The following is a 24785-nucleotide window of genomic DNA, read 5'->3' as shown; positions in this document are numbered from 1 at the left end:
CGCTCAGGAACCGGTGATCAGGGTCACGCCCAGGATGAGCATGGTGACGGCGACCAGGCCGTCCAGCATCCGCCAGGCGCCCGGCCGGGCCAGGAACCGGCCGAGCAGCCGGGCCCCGAAGCCGAGGGCGGAGAACCAGCACACGCTGGCGAGTGCGGCACCGAGCCCGAACGTCCAGCGCAGCGGGCCGCGGTCGGCGGCGAGGGAGCCGACCAGGAACACGGTGTCCAGGTAGACGTGCGGGTTCAGCCAGGTCATCGCCAGGCAGGTGAGCACCGCCCGGCGCCGGGAGCCGGTCGCCTCCCCCTCCGCCCGCAGCCCGGTCCCGGCCTTGAGCACCCGGCGGGCGGCCAGGGCGCCGTAGCAGAGCAGGAAGGCACCGCCCACGATCCCCACCGCCCGCAGGGCGCCCGGCCAGGCCACCACGACCGCGCCGACCCCGCCGACACCGAGTGCGATGAGCAGCGCGTCCGACAGGGCGCAGATGCCGACCACGGTGAGGACGGCGTCGCGGCGCACCCCCTGGCGCAGGACGAAGGCGTTCTGGGCACCGATGGCGACGATCAGGGAGAGGCCGGTGCCGAATCCGGCGGCCGCGGCGGTCAGGGCGTGGTTCATGCCGTCGACGCTAGGCAGGGCACAGGCGCAAGTACAGCTAAAGATTCTTACGTACCCTTAGTCCTCATGATGAGCGAGCTCCCCCTGGAGCAGGTGCGCACCCTGCTGGCCGTGGTGGACGAGGGCACCTTCGACGCGGCCGCCGCCGCCCTGCACGTGACGCCGTCGGCGGTCAGCCAGCGGGTCAAGGCGCTGGAGCAGCGCACCGGCCGGGTGCTGCTCCAGCGCACCAAGCCGGTACGGCCCACGGAGTCCGGCGCGGTGCTGGTGCGGTTCGCCCGGCAACTGGCCCGGCTGGAGCGGGACGCGTGGGGCGAGCTGGGGCTGAACGGCACCGGGGAGCCGACACGGGTGTCGGTCGCGGTGAACGCCGACTCGCTGGCGACCTGGTTCCTGCCGGCGCTGTCCCGGGTCGCGGGCCTCTGCTACGAACTGCACCGGGAGGACGAGGACCACACGGCGGCGCTGCTCCGGGAGGGCCTGGTGATGGCGGCGGTGACCTCGTCCCCCGACCCGGTGCCCGGCTGCACGGTCCGGCCGCTCGGCCGGATGCGCTATCTGCCCGTGGCCGCCCCCGGGTTCACCGCCACCCACCTGGCCGGGCGGCCCCTGGCCGAGGCGCTGCCCCGGGCGCCCGTCGTGGTCTTCGACCGCAAGGACGACTTCCAGGACGGCTTCGTGCGCCGGCTGGGCCACGGGTCCGCCGGTCCCCACCGGCACCTGGTGCCCACCTCCGAGGGGTTCCTGGACGCGGTCGCCGCGGGGCTCGGCTGGGGCATGATCCCGGAGGCGCAGGCCGGCCCGCTGCTGGAGCAGGGGCGGCTGGCCGTGCTCGCCCCCGGTGAGTGGACGGACCTCGCCCTGTACTGGCAGCAGTGGAAGCTCGACTCGCCCGCGCTGGCGGCCCTGGCCGACGCGGTGACGGCGTCCGCGGCCGAGGCGCTGCGCCGCTGAGCCACCGGGACCCGGGGCACTGAGGCACCGCAGCGCCGGGAATCCGTGATTCGGTCATCTGCCGGGCGGGCGGGGGGCCGTGGCGGGGCGGACGCGGTCCGGGTGGTGGGGAGGCGGCCGCCCGGACGCCCCGTACCCCGGCCCCAACTCCCCTCCCCCGTAACCCGGTCGGGCGCCGGGCGGGCCGCCGCGCCCCGCCTCGGGGCCCGTTGACCGCGCACGGCTGCGGCGCCGTCCCGCGTGCGGCCCGGGGCGACCGGCACGCACTCGCCGCACGATCTCCTCCGGTTGTGCCGTTTCACCCCGTCGCGACCGGTCACCCGCACCCCAGCACACTTTCGGCAGGCACGGACGACTTCGACCCGATCCAGGAGATTCCCATGGACAACTGGCGCGACCACGCCGCGTGCCGTCAAGAGGACCCCGACCTGTTCTTCCCGATCGGCACCACCGGTCCGGCACAGGTGCAGACCCAGCAGGCCAAGGCGGTGTGCGGGCACTGCCCGGTCCGCCGGCAGTGCCTCGGCTGGGCACTGGACACGGACCAGAGCATCGGCGTCTGGGGTGGGACGACTGAGCTGGAACGCCGGGCGCTGCGCCGCCGCGCCCGCTCCCGGCCGCGCTCCGGGTGACCGGCGGCGACGGCGGAGGCCCGGCGACCCCGGCGGCCCGGTCAGCGGCTCCCGCGGCGCAGGGTGCCCCACTCCCGCTCCTGCCGGGCCACCTCGGCCTTCGCCGCGTCGATCACGTCGCCCGCGATCCAGCACAGCGGCTCGACATCGGCCACGAGCGGTTCGTTGTCAGGGCCCCGGCCCGTCTCCCGGCCCGTGAGGACCCAGGGACGGACGCCGGGGCCCTTCTCGTGCGGCAGGTGCGCGTAGTCGTACAGGCGGCGCGCCACCCACAGCTCCCGGGACCGGTCCTCCCACCAGGACTCCACGTCGAGCGGGTTGGCGGACAGCCCGGGCATGGGGACGCCGGTCAGCTCGTCGGTGCTGGAGACGCGGTCGAGGTCCGTGGCGGGCCCCCTGGACCAGCGCACGTACAGACCCCGGTGCCGTTCCACCAGGCGGGCCACTTCGTCCAGCGTGGACACGACCGGCAGGTCGTCCGCTGTGCTCATGGCATGACCTCCCTCGGCTGCGCGGTGCGCGACCGGAGTACCCATGGCGCGCGCCGACAACCGGACGGGGGACGTCCGGCTCTCAGGCCGCCTCGCCGGGCGGCGGCGCGCCGGGCAGCCGCAGCGTGAAGACCGCGCCCGCGCCGGGCTCGCTCGCGGCCTCGGCCGTACCGCCGTGCGCGGCGAGCAGGTGGCGGACGATCGGCAGGCCGAGGCCGCTGCCGCCGGTGCGCCGGCTGCGGGACTTCTCGGCACGCCAGAACCGGTCGAAGACGCGCGGCAGGTCCTCGGGCGGGATGCCGTGGCCGGTGTCGGAGACGGTGAGGACGACGTCGTCGCCGTCGCGGCGGGCGGCCAGCGTGACGGCGCCGCCGGCGGGGGTGTGCCGCAGCGCGTTGGAGACCAGGTTCCCCAGCGCCTGCCGCATCCGCACCGGGTCGGCGTCCAGTCAGGCCACGCCGTCGGCATCGGCGTCGGTGCGCAGGACGACTCCGGCGGTGCCGGCGGCGACCCGGTGCGCGGCGGCGACCTGGTCGAGCAGATCACCGGCGCGCAGCGGCTCGTGGTGCAGGCGCAGGGTGCCGGCGTCGGCGGCGGCGAGGTCCTGGAGGTCGTCGGTGATCCGCTGGAGGACGAGCGCCTCCTCGTGCAGGGGGGTCCGGGGCGGGGTCCACAAGCCCGTCGCGTACGACCTCCAGCCAGCCGCGGATGTTGGTGAGCGGGCTGCGCAGCTCGTGGGGCGACGACGTAGTCGAAGGAACCTTCCAGCGGCTCGCCCCGGAAGCCGGTGCCGGGCGAGCGGAACCCGCCGGAGTGGTGGTACGGGAGTCTGCTGCCGGGGTCCGGGAGCCGGCCGCCGGCGTCGGAGAGGGTGTAGACGCCGAGCGGGGAGCGCAGGTCGCCGGACGTGTGGTGGTCGCTCCAGCCGTGCAGCGCGTTGTGGGCGGGCCAGGCGGGGCCCGCCTGCCAGCCGTCGGGGGTGCGCCGGTGCAGCACGACGGTGCAGTGCGGGGAGTTCCTGCCGCGTCCGGTGACGACGACGGCCTGCGTGCAGCGCGCGGGTATCTCCGCGGACCGTCGGGGGCCGAGACCGGGTATGCCCTGGGGGGCCGGCCGTGTGGACGTCGGGTGTGCGGGCGCCGGCGCCGGACGGCGGGACGGCTCCCGGCGCTCGGTCGCCTCGGCTCCGCCGCCGCAGCCGGTGAGCAGCAGCGGGGAGGCGAGGGCGGTGACGGCGGTTCTGCGTCGGATCATGGGTCGATCTTGCTCGCCGGATGTGTGGAACTGGTCAGGGTTCAGGGGCTGTCCGGTTTTCCCGGCGCGTACAGCCAGGTGCGGAACAGTCCTTCCAGCTGCTTCCCCGAGGTGCGTTCGGCAAGCCTGACGAACTGTGCCGTCGTCCCGTGGCCACCGCGGTGCCCGGTCGCCCAGGCGCGCAGGACGCGGAGGAAGTCCCGGTCGCCGACGGCCCGACGCAGCTCGTGCAACGCCATGGCGCCGCGGGCGTAGACGGGCGTGCCGAAGATGCGGGCGCCGCTGCCGGGGTCGCCGGGCGGGTAGGCCCACAGGCCGTCGCTCGCGGGGCGGGCGTAGAGGGCGTCGAAGGCCCGCTGGGCGCTGCGGCCGCCGTGCTGCTCGGTGTAGAGCCACTCGGCGTAGGTGGCGAAGCCCTCGTTGAGCCAGATGTCCTTCCAGGTGGTCAGTGAGACCGAGTCGCCGAACCACTGGTGGGCGTTCTCGTGGACGAGGGTGGGGAGGTCGGGTGCGGAGTCGTAGACGGGCCGGGTCTGGGTCTCCAGGGCGTAGCCGACGTCCGGGGCGTGGTCGACGATCGAGCCCGCGGCCCGGAACGGGTACGGCCCGAACAGCGTGCTCTCCCAATCCAGTACGGAGGGGAGTTCGCGCAGGACGGGTGCGGCGGCGCGCGCCTCCCGGGCGTCGACGGCGTTGTACACCTGGATGCCGTCGCGGGTGGTGTACCGCTCGACCCGGAACTTCCCGATGGTGGCGGTGGCCAGGTAGGCGGCCATGGGCCGGGTCTCGCGCCAGCGGAAGGTGGTGGTGCCGTGGGCGGTGTGCTGCCCGAGCAGGACGCCGTTGGCGACGGCGGTGCGCCCCTTCGGGACGGTGATGGTGAAGTCGTACGACGCCTTGTCCTTGGGGTGGCCGTCGGCCGGGAACCAGGTCATCGCGCCCTGCGGCTCGCCCGCGACGAACGCGCCGTCGTCGGTGGGGATCCAGCCGTCGGCCGAGCCGTCGGGGTCGGTGACCGGCTCCGGGTTGCCGTGGTAGGCGACCGCGACGCGGAACCCGCGGCCCGGGCGCAGGGCGTGGCGGGGCGTGATGACGAGTTCCTGGCCGTCGCGCCGGAACGCCGCGGTGGCGCGGTCGACGGTGACGGAGGTGACCTTCAGGCCCTTCAGGTCGAGGTCGAAGCGGGTGAGCCGCTGGGTGGCGCGGGCGGTGAGGACGGCGGTGGCGTCCAGGCGGCGGGAGCTGGTGTCGTAACGGAGCGTCAGGCCGTAGTGGCGGACGTGGTAGCCGCCGTTGCCGCTGAGCGGGAAGTAGGGGTCGCCCGCGCCGGCCGCGCCGGTGGTGCCCGGCGCGGCGGGTCCGGCGGCGCCGAGGAGAGCGGCGACGGCGACGGGGACGGTGGCGAGGGCGGCGGTACGGCGTCGGGCGGGCTGTCTGCGCGGTGGCGTCACGTGCGTTCCTCCGGGGTGGCCGGTGATCGACTGGCCGCCAGACTAGGCGGGGCGGGGCCCCGGCCTCCCCCTTGTTCCGGTCAAGTCGTGTGCCGGCCCGGGTGGGGCCTTGGGCCGGGACGTGTCGCGTCACCGCACGAGGCAGGCCGCTCCCCCGGGTGGGGCCTTCGGCCGGGTCGAGTCGCGTCACCGCGCGGTGGGCGGGGCGTGCCGCAGTACGCTCGCGGCACCGTCCGCGACCCGAGAGGGGCCCCCAGCGTGAGCGTGCGCCTGCGCCGGATCTACGAACCGCCCGAGCCGGACGACGGCCTGCGCGTCCTGGTCGACCGGCTGTGGCCGCGCGGCCTCGCCAAGGACGCGGCGCACGTCGACGAGTGGCCCAAGGCGCTCACCCCGTCCACCGAACTGCGCCGCTGGTACCACGCCGGCGAGGGCGGGTACGACGAGTTCCGCCGCCGGTACGAGGCGGAACTGGCCGCCCCGGAGGCCGCCGAGCTGCTCGACGGCCTCCGGGAGTCGGCCCGCGGCGGCCCGGTGACCCTGCTGACGGCGTCGAAGGCCCCCGGGAAGAGCCACGCCCACGTCCTGCTGGACCTGTTGCGGAGCTGACGTTCAGGCCGTGAGGCGGGCGGCGTGCCGGCCCGCGGCCCGGCCCGAGAACAGGCAGCCGCCGAGGAAGGTGCCCTCCAGTGCGTTGTAGCCGTGGACGCCGCCCCCGCCGAACCCGGCCACCTCGCCCGCCGCGTACAGGCCCCCGATCGGGGTGCCGTCGGTGCCGAGGGCGCGGGAGTCGAGGTCGGTCTGGATGCCGCCGAGCGTCTTGCGGGTCAGCACGCGCAGCCGGACCCCGATGAGGGGGCCCGCGGCCGGGTCGAGGATGCGGTGCGGGGCGGCGACCCGGCCGAGCCGGTCGCCGATGTAGCGGCGGGCGTTGCGGATGCCCTGGATCTGGGCGTCCTTGCTGTAGGGGTTGGCGATCTGTAGGTCGCGGGCCTCGATCTGACGGCGCACCCCGGCGGCGTCCAGCAGGTCCTTGCCGGTGAGCGCGTTCATCCGGGTGACCAGCTGCTCCAGGTTCCCGGCGGTGACGAAGTCGGCGCCGTGGTCGAGGAAGGCCCGCACCGGTCCGGGGGCGCCCCTGCCGAGCAGCCGGTCGCGCAGGACGGCCTTGCGGTCCTTGGCGGTGATGTCGGGGTTCTGCTCGGACCCGGAGAGCGCGAACTCCTTCTCGATGATCTTCCGGGTGAGGATGAACCAGGAGTGGTCGTACGCGGCGATGTCCTCGGTGGTGCGCAGGTGCCGGAGGGTGCCGAGGGTGTCGTAGCCGGGCAGGCAGGGGTCGGGCAGCCGGCGGCCGAGGGCGTCGAGCCAGACGGAGGAGGGGCCGGGCAGGATGCGGATGCCGTGGCCGGGCCAGACCGGGTCCCAGTTCGCCAGGCCCTCGGTGTAGTGCCACATCCGGTCGCGGTTCACGAGCCGTACGCCCGCCTCGGCGCTGATGTCGAGCATGCGGCCGTCGACGTAGGCCGGGACGCCGGTGACCATCTCGGCGGGGGGCGTGCCGAGCCGTTCGGGCCAGTACCGGCGGATGATGTCGTGGTTCGCGCCGATGCCGCCGGTGGTCACGACGACGGCCTGGGCGGTCAGTTCGAAGTCGCCGGCCCGGTCGCGGCCGGAGGCGGCACCGCGCGGGGAGTCGTCGGGGGCCAGGACGGTGCCGCGCACCCCGCGTGCCGTGCCGTCCTCGATGACCAGTTCGTCCACCCGGTGGCGGTGGTGGAAGGTCAGCAGCCCGTCCCGGGCGGCCTGCCGGGCGTAGCGGACGAACGGCTCGACCACACCGGTGCCGGTTCCCCAGGCGATGTGGAAGCGCGGTACGGAGTTGCCGTGCCCGTCCGCCCGCAGGTCGCCGCGCTCGGCCCAGCCGACGGTGGGCAGCAGCTCGATGCCGTGCCCCCGCAGCCAGGACCGCTTCTCGCCGGCCGCGAACTCGACGTAGGCGCGGGCCCAGCGCACCGCCCAGCTGTCCTCGTCCTCGAGCCGGTCGAACCGCGCGCTGCCGCGCCAGTCGTTCCAGGCCAGGTCGAAGGAGTCCTTGATGCCGAGCCGGCGCTGCTCGGGCGAGTCGACGAGGAAGAGCCCGCCGAAGGACCAGAACGCCTGGCCGCCGAGGTTGGCGGCGTTCTCCTGGTCGACCAGGGCCACCCGGCGGCCCCGGCTGGTGAGTTCGTGTGCCGCGACCAGGCCGGCGAGGCCCGCTCCGACGACGATGACGTCCGCGTCCATGACGACTGTGTCCTTCCCTGCGGTGCTCGGAGCCCGTCCGTGCCGGTGATCATGCGGGGTTGCGGCTGCCGTCCGTGAGCAGCGCGGTGAGGAGTTGCTTGAGCCAGACCCGGGCGGCCTCGGCGTCCCGGTCCAGCAGCAGTTGGGTGGTGACCCCGTCGTACGCGGCGACCACGGCGTGCGCGGCGCCGTCCACGTCACCCAGTACGGCGGGGAGTGCGGTGTGGCCCCGGGTCCGCAGGAGCCGGTCGGCGATGGCCCGCCGGAGCCGGGTGCGGTGGTCGAGGAGGGTGCGGGCGACCGCCGGGTCCCGGGCCGCGTGCACCAGGAAGTCGGTCTTGACCAGCAGCCAGTCGACGTCGAGCAGCAGCACCTCGGTGACCCGGTCCACGGAGGCGGGCACGTCCAGGCCGGAGCCGTCCTGGGCCAGCGCGTCGGCCACCTGGGAGGCGATGAGGTCGGCGCGTTCCCGGTAGAGGGCGAAGAACAGCTCGTCGAGGGTGGCGAAGTTCGAGTAGAAGGCGCCCCGGCTGTACCCGGCCGCCTCGCAGACCTCCTCGATGGAGACCCGCCCGAAGCCCTTGGCCGCGAACACCTGGAAGGCGGCGTCGAGCAGCCGGGCGCGGGTGCGGACCCGGCGCCGGGTGACGCGTGGGGGCGTGTCGTTCTCCATCGACGACCTCCGTTCGATACGGGAATGTATCGGATACATCGATGTATCGAAAGGGCTGGTAGGGACCGCCGCCGGACGAGATGATCGAATAGGAACGTACTTTCGATTACGGAGTACGCTGGACGTATGGTCACGCACCTCCAGGGCTCCCTTTTCGACCAGACCGACGAGTTGCGGCTCGGCCCGCTCGACGGGCTGCGCCGGACCGAGCTGGGCGCCGGCGCCTGGATCGACGTCCTGCCCGGCTGGCTCAGCGGGGCCGACGCCCTGTTCGAACGGCTGGCGGCGGACGTGCCGTGGCGGGCGGAGCGCCGCGCGATGTACGACCACGTGGTGGCCGTGCCCCGCCTGCTGGCCTTCTACGGGGCGGCGGACCCGCTCCCCCACCCGGTCCTGGACGAGGCCCGTACCGCCCTGTCCCGGCACTACGCCGAGGAGCTGGGCGAGCCCTTCACCACCGCCGGGCTGTGCTTCTACCGCGACGGCCGGGACAGCGTGGCCTGGCACGGGGACCGGATCGGGCGGGGAGCCCGCCAGGACACCATGGTGGCGATCCTCTCCGTCGGCGCACCCCGGGACCTGCTGCTGCGCCCGGCCGGCGGAGGCGGCGGCACGCTCCGGCGGCCCCTCGGCCACGGCGACCTCATCGTGATGGGCGGCTCCTGCCAGCGCACCTGGGAGCACTGCGTGCCCAAGACCACCCGGGCCGCGGGACCGCGCGTCAGCATCCAGTTCCGGCCGCACGGCGTGCACTGACCTTCCGGAACCGGCCCCGTGCCCGGCCTCCCGTGCGGGACGGTGCCCCGTCTGGTTGGCTGTCCCCGACGACCGCCGCTCAGGGCTCGGGGAGAACATGCGGGCAGACGTACGCCAAGTCACCGAAGGCACCTACCTGGTGCACGGCCACCACACCAACTGGGTCATCCTCAAGGACGGCGACGCCGTCACACTGATCGACACCGGCTACCCCGGAGACCGGCAGGGGCTGCTGGAGTCCCTCGCGCGGGTGGGCGGTTCACCGGAGGCGGTCACGGCCGTCCTGATCACCCACGCGCACAACGACCACCTGGGTTCGGCCGAGCACCTGCGCGCCACGTACGGCACGCCCGTCCACCTGCACCCGGCCGAGGTCCCGCACGCCCGGCGGGACTTCCTCCAGCAGGCCACCATCGCCGACGTGGTCCGCAACGCCTGGCGGCCCGGCGTCCTGCCCTGGGCGGCGCACGTCGTCCGCGTCGGCGGCACGGAGCACCACCCCGTCACCGCGCCCGAGCCGTTCCCGGCCGAGTGCGCGCTCGACCTGCCGGGCCGGCCGGTCCCCGTGCACACCCCCGGGCACACCGACGGCCACTGCGTCTACCACCTGCCCGAGGCGGGCATCGTGGTCTCCGGGGACGCCCTGGTCAGCGGGCACGCCACCTCGCGGATCAAGGGGCCACAGCTGCTGCCGGACTTCTTCCACCACGAGCGCGCGCGGGCGGTGGCCTCCCTGGAGGTGATCGCCGCGCTCGACGGCGACCTGCTGCTGCCCGGCCACGGGCCCCTCCACCGCGGCCCGGTGCGGGCCGCCGCCGAGCAGGCCGGGGCACGCGCCTCGGGGAACAGGCGTACGGGGCCGTAGGGTTCGTGCCATGGCCTTGCAGATCAACGCCACCAACCCCGAGCACCCCGCCCTCCTGCTCGCCCTGCCCTGGGGCACGCCCCTGGAGGAGTGGCCCGAGGAGTACCTCGTGCCGCTCCCCCGCGGCATCTCCCGGCACGTCGTGCGGTACGCACGCGCAGGCGAGGAGGTCATCGCCGTCAAGGAACTGGCCGAACGCCCCGCGCTGCGCGAGTACGAGCTGCTGCGCGACCTGGACCGCCTCGGCATCCCCGCCGTCGACCCGCTGGCCGTGGTCACCGGGCGCACCGGCCGCTCCGGCGCCGCGCTGGAGTGCGTGCTGGTCACCCGGCATCTGCGCGGTTCGCTGCCGTACCGGTCGATGTTCGAGACGACCATGCGCCCGGCGACCATGCACCGGCTGATGGACGCCCTCGCCGTGCTGCTGGTGCGGCTGCACCTCGCCGGGTTCGCCTGGGGTGACTGCTCGCTGTCGAACACCCTGTTCCGGCGGGACGCCGGCGCCTACGCGGCCTATCTGGTCGACGCCGAGACCGGCGACCTGCACCCCCGGCTCAGTCCGGGGCAGCGGGAGTACGACCTCGACCTGGCCCGGGTGAACATCAGCGGCGAGCTGCTGGACCTGGAGGCGTCCGGCGCGCTCCACCCCTCCGTCGACCCGGTGGACTTCGGCCACGAGATCTGCACCCGCTACCAGGGGCTGTGGCAGGAGCTGACCCGCACCTCGGTGTACCCGGCGGGCAAGTACCACTACATCGAGCGCCGCATCCGCCGCCTGAACAACCTCGGTTTCGACGTGGCCGAGATGCAGATCGAGCACTCCTCCAACGGGGACACCGTCACCTTCGTGCCGAAGGTCGTCGACGCCGGCCACCACCAGCGGCAGCTGCTGCGGCTGACGGGGCTGGACGCCGAGGAGAACCAGGCGCGGCGGCTGCTGAACGACCTGGAGAGCTGGATGGCCACCCAGGACGACCACGCCCCGGCCGATCCCCTCGCCGCCCGCCCGGAGGTGCTGGCCCACCGCTGGGTGCGGGACGTGTTCCGGCCCACCGTACGGGCGGTGCCGCCGGAGCTGCGCGGCTCCATGGACCCGGCGGAGATCTACCACGAACTCCTCGAACACCGCTGGTACCTGTCCGAGCGCGCCCAGCACGACATAGGCCTCGACGTCGCCGTCACGGACTACATCGACCGGGTGCTGCCCAAGGCGCGGGCCACGCTGGAGCCGACGAGCCCCGAGTAGTTCAGGCGTGCGGGACCACGGCCACCGGGCAGTCCGCGTGGTGCAGCACGCCGTGCGCGACCGAGCCGATCCGGGCGCCGACGGCCGTGCGGTGCGCCCGGCGCCCGACGACCACCAGCTGGGCCCGCCCGGCCAGCGACAGCAGCACCTGGCCCGCGCTGCCCATCTCGATGTGCTCCGCCACGGGCACCCCGGGGAAGCGCTCCCGCCACGGCCGGAGGGCGTCGTCCAGCGCCTGCCGCTCGTACGGTTCGAGGCCGCCCGCGTCGTCGAGCAGCCTGAGCGAGCCGGGGCTGTAGGCGAACACCGGCGGCAGGGTCCACGCCCGGACGGCCCGGACGGTCGCGCCGCGGGCCGCCGCCGTCTCGAAGGCGAACCGCAGCGCCGCCGCACTGTCCTCGGGGCCGCCCTGCTGGCCGACCACGACGTCCCGCCCGGCCGCCTCGGCCGCGGCCTCGTCCTTCGCGCGCACCAGCACCACCGGCCGGGCCGCCGCCGCGATGACCTGCTGGCCGACCGAGCCGAGCAGGAAGCCGGCCACGGGTCCGTGTCCGCGCGAGCCCAGCACCAGCATCTCGGCGTCGGCCGCCACGCCGGCGAGCGTCTCCGCGGCCCCGCCCTCCAGCACGTCGACGCCCACCGTCAGCTCCGGGTACCGCCCGGAGACGGCGCGCACGGCCTCGGACACGCCCCGGGACACCCAGCCGTGCTGGGTGTCGCGGTCGGCGGCGGCGAGGGTCTCGGCGTAACGCCACACGTGGACGACGCGCAGCGGCAGCCCCCGACGGACGGCCTCCCGGGCCGCCCAGTCCAGCGCGGCCAGACTCTCCTCCGTACCGTCCACCCCTGCCGTGATCGGGCGTGTCATCCCTGGGCCTCCTCGTCGCCGGTCCTCGTGGTGCTGGTGCCCACTATCGGGCACGGGTGCGCACGGGCACGACGATCCCGTGGCCGGGTCGTCCGCCCCGTACCAGGGACGCCCCGTACACGTGAGCGAACCGAGGCGACCGAACATACGATGGTTCCGAACCGGTGCGGTGGTCCCCGCGACACCGTCCCGTGGGAACCGGCACCCGGGGTGGGAGACGCATGGCACAGGCCGCCGACACAGCGCGGACCGTCATCCTGACCGTGGACGACGACCCGGGGGTCTCCCGCGCCGTCGCCCGCGATCTCAGACGGCGCTACGGCGCGTCGTACCGGATCGTCCGCGCGGAGTCCGGGGAGACCGCGCTGGAGGCGCTGCGCGAACTGAAGCTGCGCGGCGACCTGGTGGCCGTGATCCTTGCCGACTACCGGATGCCGCAGATGAACGGCATCGAGTTCCTGGAGCAGGCGCTCGACGTGTATCCGGGCGCGCGCCGCGTGCTGCTGACCGCGTACGCCGACACCGACGCCGCGATCGACGCGATCAACGTGGTCGACCTGGACCACTACCTGCTCAAACCGTGGGACCCGCCGGAGGAGAAGCTCTACCCGGTCCTGGACGACCTGCTGGAGGCCTGGCGCACCCGCGCCTACCGGCCGGTGCCCAGCACCAAGATCGTGGGCCACCGCTGGTCGGCCCGGTCCTCCGAGGTGCGCGAGTTCCTGGCCCGCAACCAGGTGCCCTACCGCTGGTACTCGGTGGAGGAACCGGAGGGGCGGCGGCTGCTGGCGGCGGCCGGGCAGGACGGGCAGCGGCTCCCGCTGGTGATCACACCGGACGGCAGCGCCCTGGTCGAGCCGGAGGCACCCGAGCTGGCGGCCCGGGTGGGCCTGGCGACGACGCCGACGGCCGAGTTCTACGACCTCGTCGTGATCGGCGGCGGGCCGGCCGGGCTCGGCGCCGCCGTGTACGGGGCGTCCGAGGGCCTGCGGACCGTGCTGGTGGAGCGGTCGGCGACCGGCGGGCAGGCCGGGCAGAGCTCGCGCATCGAGAACTACCTCGGCTTCCCCGACGGCGTCTCCGGTGCCCAGCTCACCGACCGGGCGCGACGGCAGGCGGCCAGGTTCGGCGCCGAGATCCTGACCGCGCGCGAGGTGACCGGGCTGGAGGCCTGCGGTGCCGCGCGGGTCGTCCGGTTCGCGGACGGCTCGGCGATCGCCGCGCACAGCGTGATCCTGGCGACCGGGGTGCAGTACCGGCAGCTGGACGCCGCGGGCTGCACCGACCTCACCGGCTGCGGGGTGTTCTACGGCTCGGCGCTGACCGAGGCGGCCTCCTGCCAGGGCCAGGACGTGTACATCGTGGGCGGTGCCAACTCGGCGGGCCAGGCGGCGATGTACCTGTCCCGGGGCGCGAAGTCGGTGACTCTGCTGGTGCGCGGAGCGGACCTGTCGGCGTCCATGTCGTACTACCTGATCCAGCAGATCGGCGAGGCCCCGAACATCTCGGTGCGCTGCCACACGGTCGTCGACGAGGCGCACGGCTCCGGCCGCCTGGAGCGGCTGACGCTGCGTCACACGGTGACCGGGGAGACCGAACAGGTCGACGCGCAGTGGATGTTCGTGTTCATCGGCGCCGCCCCGCTGACCGACTGGCTGGGCGAGGCGGTGCTGCGCGACGGACGCGGCTTCATCCTGGCCGGCCCCGACCTGACCGCCGACGGGCGCCCTCCGGCCGGCTGGGAGCTGGACCGGCCGCCGTACCACCTGGAGACCAGCGTTCCCGGCGTGTTCGTCGCCGGTGACGCCCGCGCCGAGTCCGCCAAGCGGGTCGCGTCCGCCGTCGGAGAGGGAGCCATGGCCGTGATGCTCGTCCACCGGTACCTGGAGCAGTCATGAGCGGGCAGGTCATGCCGTGCAGCCCGGGGGAGATCGGCTCGCTGTTCCTCTTCGAGAAGCTCAGCCCCGAGCAGCTGGGCCGGCTGTGCGGCGCGGGGCGGGTGGAGCTGTTCCGGCCCGGCCCCGTGTACACCGAGGGCGACCCCGCCACCTGCTTCTTCGTGATGGTCCAGGGCACGGTCGTGCTCTCCCGCCGGGTGGGCGGCGACGACGTGGAGGTCACCCGCACCTCCCAGCCCGGGGTGTACGCGGGTGCGATGCAGGCCTACCTCGGCGAGCGGGTGCCGCAGGTCTACAACAACTCGATGCGGGTGACGGAGCCGACCCGGTTCTTCGTGCTGCCGGCGGACCTCTTCGCGGAGGTGATGCGCGAGTGGTTCCCGATGGCCGTGCATCTGCTGGAGGGGCTGTTCTTCGGCTCGAAGAACACGCAGGCCATGATCGGGCAGCGGGAACGGCTGCTCGCCCTCGGCTCGTTGTCTGCCGGGCTCACGCACGAGCTGAACAATCCGGCCGCGGCGGCCGTCCGGGCCACCTCGGCCCTGCGGGAACGGGTCGCGAAGATGCGGCACAAGCTCGGTGTGATCGCCGGGGGTCCGTTCTCCCGTGACGTGCTGGCGCGCCTGATCGAGATCCAGGAGCGCACCGCCGAACGGGTGGCGAAGGCGCCGGCGCTCGGCCCGCTGGAGGCGTCCGACCGGGAGGAGCAGCTCACCGACTGGCTCGCGGACCACGGCTTCGAGCAGGGCTGGCAGGTGGCGCCGACGTTCGTGCAGGCCGGACTGGACGTCGACTGGCTGGAGCAGGTCGCGGCGGCCGTCGGCGAGGAGGTCCTGCCGGGCGCGGTCGGATGGCTGAACTACACCGTCGAGACCGAGCTGCTGATGAGCGAGATCGAGGACTCGACCACCCGTGTCTCGCACCTGGTCGACGCCGCCAAGCAGTACGCGCAGCTGGACCGGGCGCCGTACCGCGAGGTGGACGTCCACGAACTCCTCGACAGCACGCTGCTGATGCTGTCCGGGAAGATCGGCCCGGGCATCGAGGTCGTCAAGGACTACGACCGTACGCTCCCGCCGGTGCCGGCCTACCCGGCGGAGCTGAACCAGGTGTGGACGAACCTGATCGACAACGCCGTCTCGGCGGTCCGGAGCGCCGGCGGGGAGGGCACGCTGACCGTGCGGACCGCGCTCGACCACGAGCGGCTGCTGGTGGAGTTCCGGGACACCGGGCCCGGTGTCCCGCCGGAGATCAGGGACCGGATCTTCGACCCGTTCTTCACCACCAAGCCGGTCGGCGAGGGCACCGGGCTGGGTCTGGACATCTCGTGGCGGATCGTCGTCGACAAGCACCACGGCACCCTGCGGGTGGAGTCGGTGCCCGGGGACACCCGCTTCCAGGTGCTGCTGCCCCTGACCGCCGGCACGCACGAGGAGGAGCAGGAATGAGCGACGCCGAAGGAATCGACCCCCGGGTGCCGCCGAGCGGCACGGGCTGCGTGGAGTGCGAGGAGGCCGGCGGCTGGTGGTTCCACCTGCGCCGCTGTGCGCGGTGCGGGCACATCGGCTGCTGCGACGACTCCCCCGGCCGGCACGCCACCGCCCACTACCGCGAGACGGGGCATCCGGTGATCCGCAGCTTCGAGCCGGGTGAGGCCTGGTTCTGGAACTTCGCCACGGAGGAGCTGTACGCCTCCGGGCCCGAACTCGCTCCCCCGGCCGGCCACCCCGCAGACCAGCCGGCGCCCGGTCCGGCGGGCCGGGTCCCGGCGGACTGGGCGCGGAACCTGCGCTGAGCCGCCGACGCACCGTGCACCGCCCGGGTGTTCCCCGGGGTCCTGACGCCGGGCCGTCCGCGCGGGGCCGGAACGGCCTTGGGGACCAGCGGTACGGCCACTGACGCTAAACAGTTGCTCTTGGTCCGGAGCGGTGAGCTACGAGGGCGGCGTCGTGTCGTTGAAGCCCTGGTCGACCAGGGGCCTTCGCCAGGCGAATCAGTATCTACGGATACCAGCCCCGCATGACAGACGTCATGCCGGCTTCCGCGAATCCGGGACGCGCGGGTCGCCTGTTGGGACACTGTCGTGCATCCCGTCGAGCGCGGAAGCGGAGGGCGGGAAGGGGCCTGCGGTGAAACGGGCATGCGGCAGTGGGGGGTTCGATGGAAGTCAAGATCGGTGCCGTCGGCGACAAGGGCGTGCTGGAGCTCGTGGCGCTGTTCCGGTGGCTGCGGTCCGAACGTCAGTTGTCGGGCATGGTGCATCCGAGGTACAGGCCCGCCGGACCGGAGGACCTTTCCACGGGCGTGCTGGACGTCGTGAGCATCGCCGTCGGATCGGGCGGCGGCGCTGTCGCCCTGGCGCAGTCGCTCACCGCGTGGCTCAAGAGCCGCCGTCCGGCGGTGGAGTTCACGATCACGCTGCCGGACGGGCTCAGCTACCGGCTGAGCGTGGCGGACGAGGCGGCGACGCAGGCAGCGCCCCTCATCGAGGAGTTGCTGCGTCAGACCGGCATCCGCCATGGTGGCGGTGCCGGTGAGTGAACACCGTACGGACCGCGACAGGTCCCACGCCCTGCTGCTCGGGGCCTCCGCCTTCAGGCATCCCAAGATCCTCCAGGTTCCCGCCGCCGCGAACAGCCTGCGCGCCATGGAGCATATGCTGACCGATCCCGTGCTCGGCGGGTGGCCGTCCGCGCAGGTCACGTCCGTGCTCGACCCGCCCACCGCGGTCGAGGCGATCCGCCGGATCCGCCGCCTCGCCGAGCGGACGACCGGGACACTGCTGCTGTACTACGTGGGCCACGGCCACATCAGCTCGTCCGGCGAACTGATCCTCACCGTCCACGACACCGATCCCGAAGACGCCGATCTGACCGGCATCGAGTACAGCAGAGTGAAGAGCGCACTGCTCGGCAGTCCTGCCGCCGTCAAGATCGTGATTCTCGACTGCTGTTATTCCGGGCGCGCCATCGAAGCCCTCGGCTCGGACACGGTGAGCAATGCCGTGGCGGCCAGAGGTGTGTACACGCTCACCGCCGCCGACCTGGAGGTGGCTCATGTGCCGCCGCTCGCGGAGCAGAGCGCGGTTCCCACCTCGTTCACCGGCCAGCTTCTCGAACTCGTACGGACCGGGCTGCCCGGCGAGTCGCCGTGGCTCACGCTCGACACGATCTACTCGCACCTCGCGGCGCGCCTGCGGCACGCGGGCCTGCCCGCGCCCAACCGGTTGACCACCGACAGCGCGGCCCACTTCCCTTTCGTACGCAACACCGACCGGACCAGCGCGGCGCGGCGGTCCGGGAACACGTCGGCGGAGCCGTTGCGCACAGCGTCGCCGACGACACCGTCGGGACGTCCTCACTTCGCCCCGGTCAAGGGCGCCGGATACGACATCGAAGAGGTCGACGCACATCGGCTCGATGTGATCGCCCTCGTCGCCGACCCCCGTCGCCGGACGAGAGCGAGAGCGCCCTACTTCCGCAAGGTGTCCAGCAAGAACCACTACGGCTACGACGAAGCCCAGGTGGACGCCCATATCGAGCAGCACCGGTGCGAGCCGGCTTCCTTCGTCGACGCCCTGCGCATGCTGCTGGCCGACGCCGGTATCCCGCTGGTGGCGGAGGACGGAGCCCACACACGCAAAGCCGCCAGAGAGGTCGACAAAGTCAAGAGCAAGTGCGCGATCTACGGGAGGGAACAGCTCATCGGCTTCGTCAAGGTGGGCTGGTACGGCCGCACGCCGGGCATGATCGCGTTCACCGACACACGCATCATCATGCGCATCAACGTCATCCTCCTCATGATCCCGTACTCCCACGTGAAGCAAGCACGTCTCTCCACCACCTCCGCCTGGGAAAGTTGGGGTGCGGGGGACGCGGTGGGAGCGAATCAGGTGTTCACGATGACCGTTGGCTTCGGCGGCCGTGAAGTGAAGATCGAGGAGTGCAATCAGTATCCGCTCCAGAACACGCTGTCCGCCACCCTGCCCGCTCTGTCGGACCTCCGGAGGAACCATCCGGAATGGTTCGTCTCCGGGCTGACGGCGGATCACGCGGATCGTGGAGAGGGACAGGAGAGGGGTACGGGGTGACGCGTGAGGACGCCGGGCGGGCGCAGTGCCCCGCGTGGTCGAACAACGCCTTCGGACCCTCCGCATGCGCCGTCCACGCCCGCCCGTGAAGGAACGACCGGAACTCCCCGCCCTGCGCATGGTCCTCGTACTGGTGACAGCCGTACGCCGTAGGGCGAAGCCGAGGCGATTGTGGTCACCGCGCCGCTTCGCAATCAGCCCGCGCATGCCGGTGGAGTTCTTGACTGATGAGCAGGCCGAGGGGTACGGGAAGTTCGCCGAGGAGCCGACGAGGCCCGAGCTGGAGCGGTTCTTCTTCCTCGATGACGAGGACCTGAAGATCAGGTGCTTGGCGTCAACGGCTGTACCGGTGGTCCCCAAGGCCGGGCACACGGATGCCCCGCGCGGGGCGGGGCATCCGGTACTGCCGGGTGTGCTGCCGTCCGTCAGTGGCGGGCGGCCGGCGTGTTGGCGGCGGTGACGTTGACCGCCGACCACGACCTGTCCACCGTCTTGTACTCGGTGCTGTTCGCGCCGTACAGGTCCTTGGCCGCCTTCAGCGTCGCGAGGCGCGCCTGGTGGAAGTCGGTGTCGGAGACCATGTAGCGGGTGAGCGCACGGTAGTAGATGGCGGTCGCCTTGGTGCGGCCGATCCCCTTGACCGTGAGGTTGTGGTACGTCGGCGAGTTGTAGGTGACGCCGCCGATCGTCTTCTTGCCGCTGCCCTCGGCGAGGAGGTAGTAGGCGTGCGAGGAGACACCCGAACCGGCGTGCACCTCGGTGCCGTACACCTCCGGCTTCCAGTAGTCGATGGTGCCCTCGAGCTTGTCGAGCGAGGGGTGGTCCAGGCGGCGCAGGAACTTCTGGGCGAGGCCCATCTTCTCGCCGATGAGGTAGTCCGGCGTGTCCTTCGCGTTCTTGGCGTAGAACTCGACGTTCGAGCCGAAGATGTCCGCGAGCGACTCGTTCAGCGAGCCGGGCTCGCCGTACTGGTTGCCGTACTGGTCGACGATGGTCGGCTGGAGGTTGGCGGTCGCCTCCACCACGCCGTGGGTCAGCTCGTGACCGGTGACGTCGAGGACGACGAGCGGCTTCTTGAACATGTCGCCGTCGCCGTCGCCGTACAGCATGCAGTTGCAGTCCGGGTCCCAGAAGGCGTTGCCGACCTTCTTGCCCCAGTGGACCATCGCCTGGGCGGGCTTGCTGTTGTTGGCGATGCCCTTGCGCCCGAACGCGGATTTGTAGAAGTCCAGCGTCTTGGTGATGCCGTACTGGGCGTCGGCGGCGGCGCTGACCCGGCTGGTGGTCTTGCCGTTGCCCCACACGTCGGTCGTGTTGGTGAACTTCGTGCCGGCGCTGAACTTCTCCGTCTCCGAGCCCTTGGCGTCCCGGGTCTCGGTGCCGTACCGGTTCGGGTCCTTGAGCTGGAAGTGGCCGCGCGAGGTCTGCGTGGTGGTGAGACCGACGGTGCCGACGAAGAGCGTCTTGCCGGTGCCCTTGGCGGCCGACGGGTAGTGCGTGACGCCGGAGGCGCCCGAGCCTAGCAGGCCGGACGCGCCGGAGGCGGAGCCGCTGCCGGTCACCGGGTCGGCGCTCTCGCCGCGCTCGCGCAGGGTGTCGACCAGCTTCGGCGACAGGAACTCGTCCCGGACGGGCGTGTTGCTGCGCACCTTGCCGGTGACCGCGTCCACGACGACCGTGTGGGAGTCGACGTCGGTGGTGACGGTGACCTGGTAGGCGAGCGCGGAGGCGCCGCCCCGGGCGTCCACCACGAGCCGGGCGCCGCCCGCGTCACCCTTGGCGGCCTCGGCGGCCTTGGCGGCGGCCTGGGCCGGGGTCAGGCGGGCCTTGGCGGCCGGCTCGACGGTGTGGTCGGCCGCGCGGGTCACACCCGTGTAGCCGAGCCGCCGGTCGAGGTGGACGATGAGGTCGCCACCGAGCACCGGCAGGTCGCCGTGCGTCCGGACGAAGCGGACGTGCCGGGCACCCTCCGGGTCGATCATGACGTCCTGGGCGTGCAGTTCGTCGCCCTTCGAGACACCGGTCGCCGAGGCGTGCGTGAAGGCCGCGGTGCGCGCCGCCTCCACCACCAGCGTGGCGTTCGAGGCGGCGGAGGCGGCGGTCCGCTCCACCCCCGTGGAGGGACCCGCGAAGGCCGTGCCGGCCAGGCCCGTGGCAGCCGTCGTCACCGCGACGGCGATCGCCATGGAGCGTATGTGCGCTCTACGCAATCTGATCAGGGTTCCTTCGTTCGAAGGCGGCCGGGGTCACCGACCGCCTTGAGAAATGGCGCAGTCGGTGCGCCACAGGAGCTTGTCTGACGCCCCCGAGGGGTAACCCTGTCGGATGAGTCATGTACACGTAAAGCCGGAATGATCCATTTCGCGGACTTCTATGGCAATCCTTTACGAACGGGCGCCACGGAGTGATCACCGGACCACCAACTGTGTGTCGCCTGGGGAGACGTTGCCCCGATCCCCTAGGTTCCCAGGGCGGAATGTGACCGATATCGCATCAGAAACCGAACCGATGGGAGTGGGTACCGGATGGTCTCAGCAGCGGTGGGACGGGGAGCGGTCCTCGGGGCGGTCGCGCTGTCACTCCTCGCGGTCCCGGCGCGGGCCGTGGCCGGGGAGCATGACGCCCCGACAGCAGCGGCGCTCCCGGCGCCGGACACGGCGGGACTCGCCGCGGTGCTGCGGTCGGCGGTGGACCGGGGCGCGCCGGGCGCGCTGGCCCGGATCGACGACCACGGGCGGACGTACCGGGTCACGCGCGGTGTCGCCGACCGGGGCAGCGGGCGGGCCATCAGCACGCGGGACCGGTTCCGGGTCGGCAGCATCACCAAGACGTTCTCGGCCGTCGTCCTGCTCCAGCTCGTCGACGAGCACCGGCTCTCGCTCGGCGCGCCGGTCAACCGGTACCTGCCGAAGCTGCTGCCCGACGACCGGATCACGGTCCGTCAGGTGCTCAGCCACCGCAGCGGACTGTACGACTACACCAACGACATGTTCGCCCACAGCGTCTCCGGCTTCGAGGCGGTGCGGAACAAGGTCTTCACCTACCGCCAGCTGGTCGCCCTCTCCCTGAGGAAGCCCCGCACCAACGCGCCGGGCGCCGCCTACGCGTACTCCAACACCAACTTCGTGGTCGCCGGCCTGCTCATCGAGAAGCTCACGGGGCAGCCCGTGGCCACGGCGTACCGCAACCGCGTCATCGGGCCGCTGGGGCTGGCCGACACGTTCTACGTCCATCCGCGGACGGCGATCCCGGGGCGGTACGCCCGTGGCTACCTCACCTCGGACACGGCGGGCGCCGCGCCCGTCGACGCGACCGCCCAGACCGTGTCCTGGGCGCAGAGCGCGGGTGCGGTCATCTCCAGCGCGCGGGACCTCGACACGTTCTACGGCGCGCTGCTCGGCGGACGGCTGATGTCCGCCGCCCGGCTCGCCGAGATGGAGCGGTTCACCCGGGTCAGCAGCACGACGGCGTACGGGCTCGGGCTGCGGCGGCGGGACCTGTCCTGCGGGGTGTCGGTGTACGGGCACACGGGGGCCGTGCAGGGCTACTACACCTACGCGTTCACCACAAAGGACGGCCGGCGCAGCCTCACCGCGATGGCGAACACGTCGAACAACGAGAAGGTGCTCGACACCCTGGCGGGCGCCCTGGACTCGGCGTTCTGCGGCAAGGCGAGGACGGCCGAGCGGTGACGGCCCTTCCGTGGCCGAACCGGTACGTTCCGTGATCTTGGCGGAACGCTGTCGTCCGGGACACCATGCCCGCATGAAGGGTGATCTTTTCTCCAGTCAGAACGTGGTGCAGCCGGCCGTCGAGCCGGGGATGTCCGTCGAGAACGCCAAGTGCCTCAGATACGCGGTCAACGGCGAGATGCACGCCCGGCAGGGCGCGATGGTCGCCTACCGCGGCGACCTGAAGTTCGAGCGCAAGGGGCAGGGCGTCGGCGGCATGCTCAAGCGCGCGGTCACGGGTGAGGGACTGCCCCTGATGGCGGTGCGCGGACAGGGCGAGGCCTGGTTCGCGCACGAGGCGCAGAACTGTTTCATCGTCGAGGTGGAGGCCGGCGACCGGTTCACGGTCAACGGCCGCAACGTCCTGTGTTTCGACGCCTCGTTGTCGTACGAGATCAAGACGGTGAAGGGGTCGGGCATCGCCGGCGGCGGCCTGTTCAACAGCGTGTTCAGCGGACAGGGCCGGCTCGGCCTGGTCTGCGACGGCAACCCGCTGGTGATACCCGTGACCGCGCAGGCGCCGGTGTACGTCGACACGGACGCGGTGGTGGGCTGGACCGCGCACCTGGAGACCTCGCTGCACCGCTCGCAGTCCCTCGGCTCGATGCTGCGCGGCGGTTCCGGTGAGGCCGTGCAGCTGATGCTCCAGGGTGAGGGGTATGTGGTGGTGCGGCCGAGCGAGCTGACGCCCCAGAAGCCGCAGCAGCACTGAACCTTCACAACCGATCCGCCCCGCCGGGCAACCCCCGCTGCCGTACCGGCGTCTTGACCAGCGACAGACCGAGCCCCGGCCCTCGGGCCGGGGTATTTTTCCGAGACACTATGCACGCTGTGTATACACTCTGTGCATAGAAGGGTACGCATGTACGGCAAGGCTTCCGCCCCGGAGTACCAGGGCGCCCTGACCACCCTGTCCGTGAACTCCTCGCTGGTCGACGTGCTGGCCGAGGGCACCGAACGGCTGCGCGAGGCCGAGCGCGCCGGACTGCCCGGCGAGGCGGCGCGCTGCGGGCTCGCCGTCGCCGAGGCGCACCGGCGGCTCGGCCATGTGCGGGACGCCGACCGGGCCTGGAAGGCGAGTTACCGCGCCGCCCGGGAGGCCGGCGACACCGCCGCGATGGCCTGGGCGCTGTGGAGCGGCGGCACTCTGGCACGCCAGCGCGGGGCGTTCCCGCTGGCCTGGCGGCTGCTGAAACTCGCCGCCGACCTCGGCGAGCGCGGCGGGGACATCGTCGTCCGCGGCTACTCGCTGGCCGGCCTCGCGGAGACCGGGCGCATCCAGGGAGACTACGCGGCGGTCGGCCGGCTGCACGAACAGCTGCTGGCCGAGGCACGCAAGCGGGGCGAGGCCCGGCACACGGTGTGGGCGCTGGAGGGCATCGCCCAGATGCACCGCAACACCGGCGACTTCGACCGCGCCTACGCGCTGTTCGAGGAGGCGGCACGGATAGCCGGCCGGGCCGACGACCGGCGCGGGTACGCCTGGGCGCTGCGCGGACTCGCGGACGTCCTCTCCGTGCGCGACGGCGCCACCGAACGGGCCCTGGAGCTGCTGGCCGAGGCGGAGGCCGGCTGCCGCGAGATGAACCTGTCCAGCGCGCTCGCCTACAACCACAAGATGCAGGGCAACGTCCTCTACCGCGCCGGGCGCCACGCCGAGGCCCGGGACCGCTACGAGCTGGCGCTCGCGGAGTTCCGCACGATGAGCGAGCCGCGCGGTGAGGCGCTGTCCCGGCTCGGCCTGGCCAAGTCCCTCGCCCGTCTCGGCCGCGACCGCGCCGAGACGGCCGCCGAACTCGCGGGCCTGGCCCGGACGCTGGAGCGCAGCGGGCTGCGGCACGCCCGGGAGATGGTGGCCCGGGCCCAGCGGGAGTTCGGCCTCGACGCGGAGGCCGCCCGGTGACGGCGCTCGGCACGCCGGTGCAGGACCCGGCCCTGCTCACCCTGACCCGCTGCCGGGAGCTGGTACGGCCCGCGCTCGAGGACGCGGTGGGGCGGCTGCACCCGTGGGTGGCCGAGATGGCCGCCTACACCTTCGGCTGGTGCGAGGTCGGCGGGGCACCCGCCGCCGCCCCGGGCGGCAAGGGCGTACGGCAGGCGCTGGCCGTGCTGGGCGCCGAGGCCGCGGGCGCCGACGGACGGGCGGGGGTGCCGGCGGCGGTCGCGGTGGAGCTGGTGCACGCCTTCTCGCTGCTGCACGACGACATCATGGACGGGGACGCGGTCCGGCGCGGCCGCCCCACCGTGTGGCGGGCCTACGGCACGGGCCCGGCCGTACTGGCCGGGGACGCCCTGTTCGCGCTGGCGGTGGACGTGCTCGCCGCGGCCCCCGAGGGCCCCGGCGCGGTACGGCTGCTCTCGTCGGCCCTCGCCGATCTGGTGCGCGGGCAGGCCGACGACCTGCTGTTCGCCACCCGGCCGTGGACCGGGCCTGAGCGGGTGACGGCGGCGGAGTACCGGGCGATGGCGGAGGGCAAGACCGGCGCGCTGCTGGGCTGTGCCGCCGCGCTGGGCGCCGCGCTCGCCGGGGCGCCCCGGGCCACGGCCGGCGCCCTGGACCGGGTCGGGCGGCACCTCGGGATCGCCTTCCAGCTGGTCGACGACGTGCTGGGCATCTGGGGCGATCCGGCCGTCACCGGCAAGCCGGTCGGCGGCGACCTGCGGGAGCGGAAGAAGACCTATCCGGTGCTGGCCGCGCTCGGTTCCCCGGCGGCCCGGGACCTGCCCGCACTGCTGGACTCGCCGGGCCGGGCCGGGGAGGCCGCCGCACTGGTCGAGGCGGCGGGCGGCCGGGCGGCGGCCCTGGCCGAGGCCCGCGCCCACACGGGCGCCGCGCGGGCGCTGCTCGCCCGCACGCCCCTGGCCGGCGGGGCCGCCGGGGAACTGGCGCGGCTGCTGGACCTGTTGGCGGACCGCGCGCGGTAACCATCATCCGATACGGCGTTGACCTGGGGCGTCCCGGCGGGTCAAGG

The 24785-nt window shown here is 73.1% G+C and carries 22 protein-coding genes and 1 pseudogene; 15 read left to right on the top strand and 8 right to left on the bottom strand.

Translation table 11 applies throughout. The features are described 5' to 3' along the window. Window positions 1-3: 3 nt before the first annotated feature. The gene (locus ABZ117_RS12140; RefSeq protein WP_356819818.1) at window positions 4-618 is read right to left on the bottom strand and encodes a LysE family transporter; all 615 of its coding nucleotides are present in this window, start codon (window positions 616-618) and stop codon (window positions 4-6) included. 66 nt (window positions 619-684) lie between these two features. Between ABZ117_RS12140 and ABZ117_RS12135 the strand changes: the two genes are divergently transcribed. Both ABZ117_RS12135 and ABZ117_RS12130 read left to right on the top strand, forming a co-directional pair. Then, on the top strand, window positions 685-1572 hold the full coding sequence (locus tag ABZ117_RS12135) for a LysR family transcriptional regulator ArgP (protein WP_356819816.1): 888 nt from the start codon (window positions 685-687) through the stop codon (window positions 1570-1572). Window positions 1573-1952: 380 nt separating this feature from the next. Beyond that, the gene (locus ABZ117_RS12130; protein ID WP_356819815.1) at window positions 1953-2204 is read left to right on the top strand and encodes a WhiB family transcriptional regulator; all 252 of its coding nucleotides are present in this window, start codon (window positions 1953-1955) and stop codon (window positions 2202-2204) included. A gap of 41 nt (window positions 2205-2245) precedes the next feature. On the opposite strand, the gene ABZ117_RS12125 is transcribed toward ABZ117_RS12130, so the two are convergent. The 3 genes and pseudogenes from ABZ117_RS12125 to ABZ117_RS12115 all read right to left on the bottom strand — a co-directional run bounded on the left by ABZ117_RS12125 (window position 2246) and on the right by ABZ117_RS12115 (window position 5400). Further along, window positions 2246-2695: a DUF6098 family protein gene (locus ABZ117_RS12125; protein ID WP_356819813.1), complete on the bottom strand. Its 450-nt coding sequence runs from the start codon at window positions 2693-2695 to the stop codon at window positions 2246-2248. Window positions 2696-2777: 82 nt separating this feature from the next. Then, window positions 2778-3432 (bottom strand): annotated as a pseudogene (locus ABZ117_RS12120) (HAMP domain-containing sensor histidine kinase); the annotation flags it as partial. Window positions 3433-3990: 558 nt separating this feature from the next. Beyond that, window positions 3991-5400 carry a M1 family metallopeptidase gene (locus ABZ117_RS12115; protein WP_356819812.1) on the bottom strand — a complete coding sequence of 470 codons (1410 nt, stop codon included), beginning with the start codon at window positions 5398-5400 and terminating at the stop codon, window positions 3991-3993. A gap of 258 nt (window positions 5401-5658) precedes the next feature. Between ABZ117_RS12115 and ABZ117_RS12110 the strand changes: the two genes are divergently transcribed. Next, a complete protein-coding gene (locus ABZ117_RS12110; RefSeq protein WP_356819811.1) occupies window positions 5659-6009 on the top strand; it encodes a DUF488 family protein in 351 nt (116 codons plus the stop codon). 3 nt (window positions 6010-6012) lie between these two features. On the opposite strand, the gene ABZ117_RS12105 is transcribed toward ABZ117_RS12110, so the two are convergent. Then, window positions 6013-7686, bottom strand: coding sequence for an FAD-binding dehydrogenase (locus ABZ117_RS12105; RefSeq protein ID WP_356819810.1), 1674 nt, complete (start codon window positions 7684-7686; stop codon window positions 6013-6015). 49 nt (window positions 7687-7735) lie between these two features. Then, window positions 7736-8359, bottom strand: a complete 624-nt coding sequence (locus ABZ117_RS12100) for a helix-turn-helix domain-containing protein (RefSeq protein WP_356819809.1) — start codon at window positions 8357-8359, stop codon at window positions 7736-7738. Between the two features lie 126 nt (window positions 8360-8485). Between ABZ117_RS12100 and ABZ117_RS12095 the strand changes: the two genes are divergently transcribed. From ABZ117_RS12095 to ABZ117_RS12085, 3 genes are all read left to right on the top strand, one after another. Next, on the top strand, window positions 8486-9115 hold the full coding sequence (locus ABZ117_RS12095) for an alpha-ketoglutarate-dependent dioxygenase AlkB (RefSeq protein WP_356819807.1): 630 nt from the start codon (window positions 8486-8488) through the stop codon (window positions 9113-9115). Between the two features lie 97 nt (window positions 9116-9212). Further along, window positions 9213-9980 (top strand): MBL fold metallo-hydrolase, encoded by a 768-nt coding sequence (locus ABZ117_RS12090; protein WP_356819805.1) that lies wholly within the window; start codon window positions 9213-9215, stop codon window positions 9978-9980. 10 nt (window positions 9981-9990) lie between these two features. Continuing rightward, window positions 9991-11226: a DUF4032 domain-containing protein gene (locus ABZ117_RS12085; protein ID WP_356819803.1), complete on the top strand. Its 1236-nt coding sequence runs from the start codon at window positions 9991-9993 to the stop codon at window positions 11224-11226. A 1-nt stretch (window position 11227) separates the two neighbouring features. Here the strand turns inward: ABZ117_RS12085 and ABZ117_RS12080 are convergent, their stop codons facing one another. Further along, entirely contained in the window at window positions 11228-12094 is an 867-nt protein-coding gene (locus ABZ117_RS12080; RefSeq protein WP_356819801.1) for a universal stress protein, read from the bottom strand. Between the two features lie 221 nt (window positions 12095-12315). Between ABZ117_RS12080 and ABZ117_RS12075 the strand changes: the two genes are divergently transcribed. From ABZ117_RS12075 to ABZ117_RS12055, 5 genes are all read left to right on the top strand, one after another. After that, window positions 12316-13992 carry an FAD-dependent oxidoreductase gene (locus tag ABZ117_RS12075; protein WP_356819799.1) on the top strand — a complete coding sequence of 559 codons (1677 nt, stop codon included), beginning with the start codon at window positions 12316-12318 and terminating at the stop codon, window positions 13990-13992. Further along, on the top strand, window positions 13989-15440 hold the full coding sequence (locus ABZ117_RS12070) for an ATP-binding protein (RefSeq protein ID WP_356819797.1): 1452 nt from the start codon (window positions 13989-13991) through the stop codon (window positions 15438-15440). Before ABZ117_RS12075 ends, ABZ117_RS12070 begins: the two co-directional genes overlap by 4 nt. After that, the gene (locus tag ABZ117_RS12065; protein ID WP_356819795.1) at window positions 15437-15787 is read left to right on the top strand and encodes a UBP-type zinc finger domain-containing protein; all 351 of its coding nucleotides are present in this window, start codon (window positions 15437-15439) and stop codon (window positions 15785-15787) included. The genes ABZ117_RS12070 and ABZ117_RS12065 overlap by 4 nt, the downstream gene beginning before the upstream one ends. A gap of 365 nt (window positions 15788-16152) precedes the next feature. Continuing rightward, complete coding sequence (locus ABZ117_RS12060; protein WP_356819793.1) at window positions 16153-16533, top strand: hypothetical protein; 381 nt, start codon at window positions 16153-16155, stop codon at window positions 16531-16533. After that, the gene (locus ABZ117_RS12055; RefSeq protein WP_356819791.1) at window positions 16526-18082 is read left to right on the top strand and encodes a caspase family protein; all 1557 of its coding nucleotides are present in this window, start codon (window positions 16526-16528) and stop codon (window positions 18080-18082) included. The genes ABZ117_RS12060 and ABZ117_RS12055 overlap by 8 nt, the downstream gene beginning before the upstream one ends. Before the next feature lie 425 nt (window positions 18083-18507). Here the strand turns inward: ABZ117_RS12055 and ABZ117_RS12050 are convergent, their stop codons facing one another. Next, window positions 18508-20268, bottom strand: coding sequence for a M4 family metallopeptidase (locus ABZ117_RS12050; protein WP_356819789.1), 1761 nt, complete (start codon window positions 20266-20268; stop codon window positions 18508-18510). A gap of 339 nt (window positions 20269-20607) precedes the next feature. Here ABZ117_RS12050 and ABZ117_RS12045 point away from each other — a divergent pair, with 339 nt between their 5' ends. From ABZ117_RS12045 to ABZ117_RS12030, 4 genes are all read left to right on the top strand, one after another. After that, on the top strand, window positions 20608-21774 hold the full coding sequence (locus ABZ117_RS12045) for a serine hydrolase domain-containing protein (RefSeq protein ID WP_356819788.1): 1167 nt from the start codon (window positions 20608-20610) through the stop codon (window positions 21772-21774). 73 nt (window positions 21775-21847) lie between these two features. Beyond that, window positions 21848-22525 carry an AIM24 family protein gene (locus tag ABZ117_RS12040; protein ID WP_356819786.1) on the top strand — a complete coding sequence of 226 codons (678 nt, stop codon included), beginning with the start codon at window positions 21848-21850 and terminating at the stop codon, window positions 22523-22525. Window positions 22526-22675: 150 nt separating this feature from the next. Further along, window positions 22676-23716 carry a tetratricopeptide repeat protein gene (locus ABZ117_RS12035; protein ID WP_356819784.1) on the top strand — a complete coding sequence of 347 codons (1041 nt, stop codon included), beginning with the start codon at window positions 22676-22678 and terminating at the stop codon, window positions 23714-23716. Next, window positions 23713-24738: a polyprenyl synthetase family protein gene (locus tag ABZ117_RS12030; protein ID WP_356819782.1), complete on the top strand. Its 1026-nt coding sequence runs from the start codon at window positions 23713-23715 to the stop codon at window positions 24736-24738. Before ABZ117_RS12035 ends, ABZ117_RS12030 begins: the two co-directional genes overlap by 4 nt. The last annotated feature ends 47 nt before the right edge of the window (window positions 24739-24785 follow it).

It is taken from the genome of Streptomyces sp. NPDC006309, assembly GCF_040613095.1.
In the GTDB taxonomy this organism is placed as follows: Bacteria; Actinomycetota; Actinomycetes; order Streptomycetales; family Streptomycetaceae; genus Streptomyces.
The sequence above is the reverse complement of the archived record's forward strand: the minus strand, read 5'-3'. Positions and strand labels throughout refer to the sequence as shown.

Coding starts and splice junctions, on each gene's coding strand:
- ABZ117_RS12140 (WP_356819818.1), bottom strand. CDS start 618: ATGAACCACGCCCTGACCGCCGCGGCCGCCGGATTCGGCACCGGCCTC.
- ABZ117_RS12135 (WP_356819816.1), top strand. CDS start 685: ATGATGAGCGAGCTCCCCCTGGAGCAGGTGCGCACCCTGCTGGCCGTG.
- ABZ117_RS12130 (WP_356819815.1), top strand. CDS start 1,953: ATGGACAACTGGCGCGACCACGCCGCGTGCCGTCAAGAGGACCCCGAC.
- ABZ117_RS12125 (WP_356819813.1), bottom strand. CDS start 2,695: ATGAGCACAGCGGACGACCTGCCGGTCGTGTCCACGCTGGACGAAGTG.
- ABZ117_RS12105 (WP_356819810.1), bottom strand. CDS start 7,686: ATGGACGCGGACGTCATCGTCGTCGGAGCGGGCCTCGCCGGCCTGGTC.
- ABZ117_RS12100 (WP_356819809.1), bottom strand. CDS start 8,359: ATGGAGAACGACACGCCCCCACGCGTCACCCGGCGCCGGGTCCGCACC.
- ABZ117_RS12095 (WP_356819807.1), top strand. CDS start 8,486: ATGGTCACGCACCTCCAGGGCTCCCTTTTCGACCAGACCGACGAGTTG.
- ABZ117_RS12090 (WP_356819805.1), top strand. CDS start 9,213: ATGCGGGCAGACGTACGCCAAGTCACCGAAGGCACCTACCTGGTGCAC.
- ABZ117_RS12085 (WP_356819803.1), top strand. CDS start 9,991: ATGGCCTTGCAGATCAACGCCACCAACCCCGAGCACCCCGCCCTCCTG.
- ABZ117_RS12080 (WP_356819801.1), bottom strand. CDS start 12,094: ATGACACGCCCGATCACGGCAGGGGTGGACGGTACGGAGGAGAGTCTG.
- ABZ117_RS12075 (WP_356819799.1), top strand. CDS start 12,316: ATGGCACAGGCCGCCGACACAGCGCGGACCGTCATCCTGACCGTGGAC.
- ABZ117_RS12070 (WP_356819797.1), top strand. CDS start 13,989: ATGAGCGGGCAGGTCATGCCGTGCAGCCCGGGGGAGATCGGCTCGCTG.
- ABZ117_RS12065 (WP_356819795.1), top strand. CDS start 15,437: ATGAGCGACGCCGAAGGAATCGACCCCCGGGTGCCGCCGAGCGGCACG.
- ABZ117_RS12060 (WP_356819793.1), top strand. CDS start 16,153: ATGGAAGTCAAGATCGGTGCCGTCGGCGACAAGGGCGTGCTGGAGCTC.
- ABZ117_RS12050 (WP_356819789.1), bottom strand. CDS start 20,268: ATGGCGATCGCCGTCGCGGTGACGACGGCTGCCACGGGCCTGGCCGGC.
- ABZ117_RS12045 (WP_356819788.1), top strand. CDS start 20,608: ATGGTCTCAGCAGCGGTGGGACGGGGAGCGGTCCTCGGGGCGGTCGCG.
- ABZ117_RS12040 (WP_356819786.1), top strand. CDS start 21,848: ATGAAGGGTGATCTTTTCTCCAGTCAGAACGTGGTGCAGCCGGCCGTC.
- ABZ117_RS12035 (WP_356819784.1), top strand. CDS start 22,676: ATGTACGGCAAGGCTTCCGCCCCGGAGTACCAGGGCGCCCTGACCACC.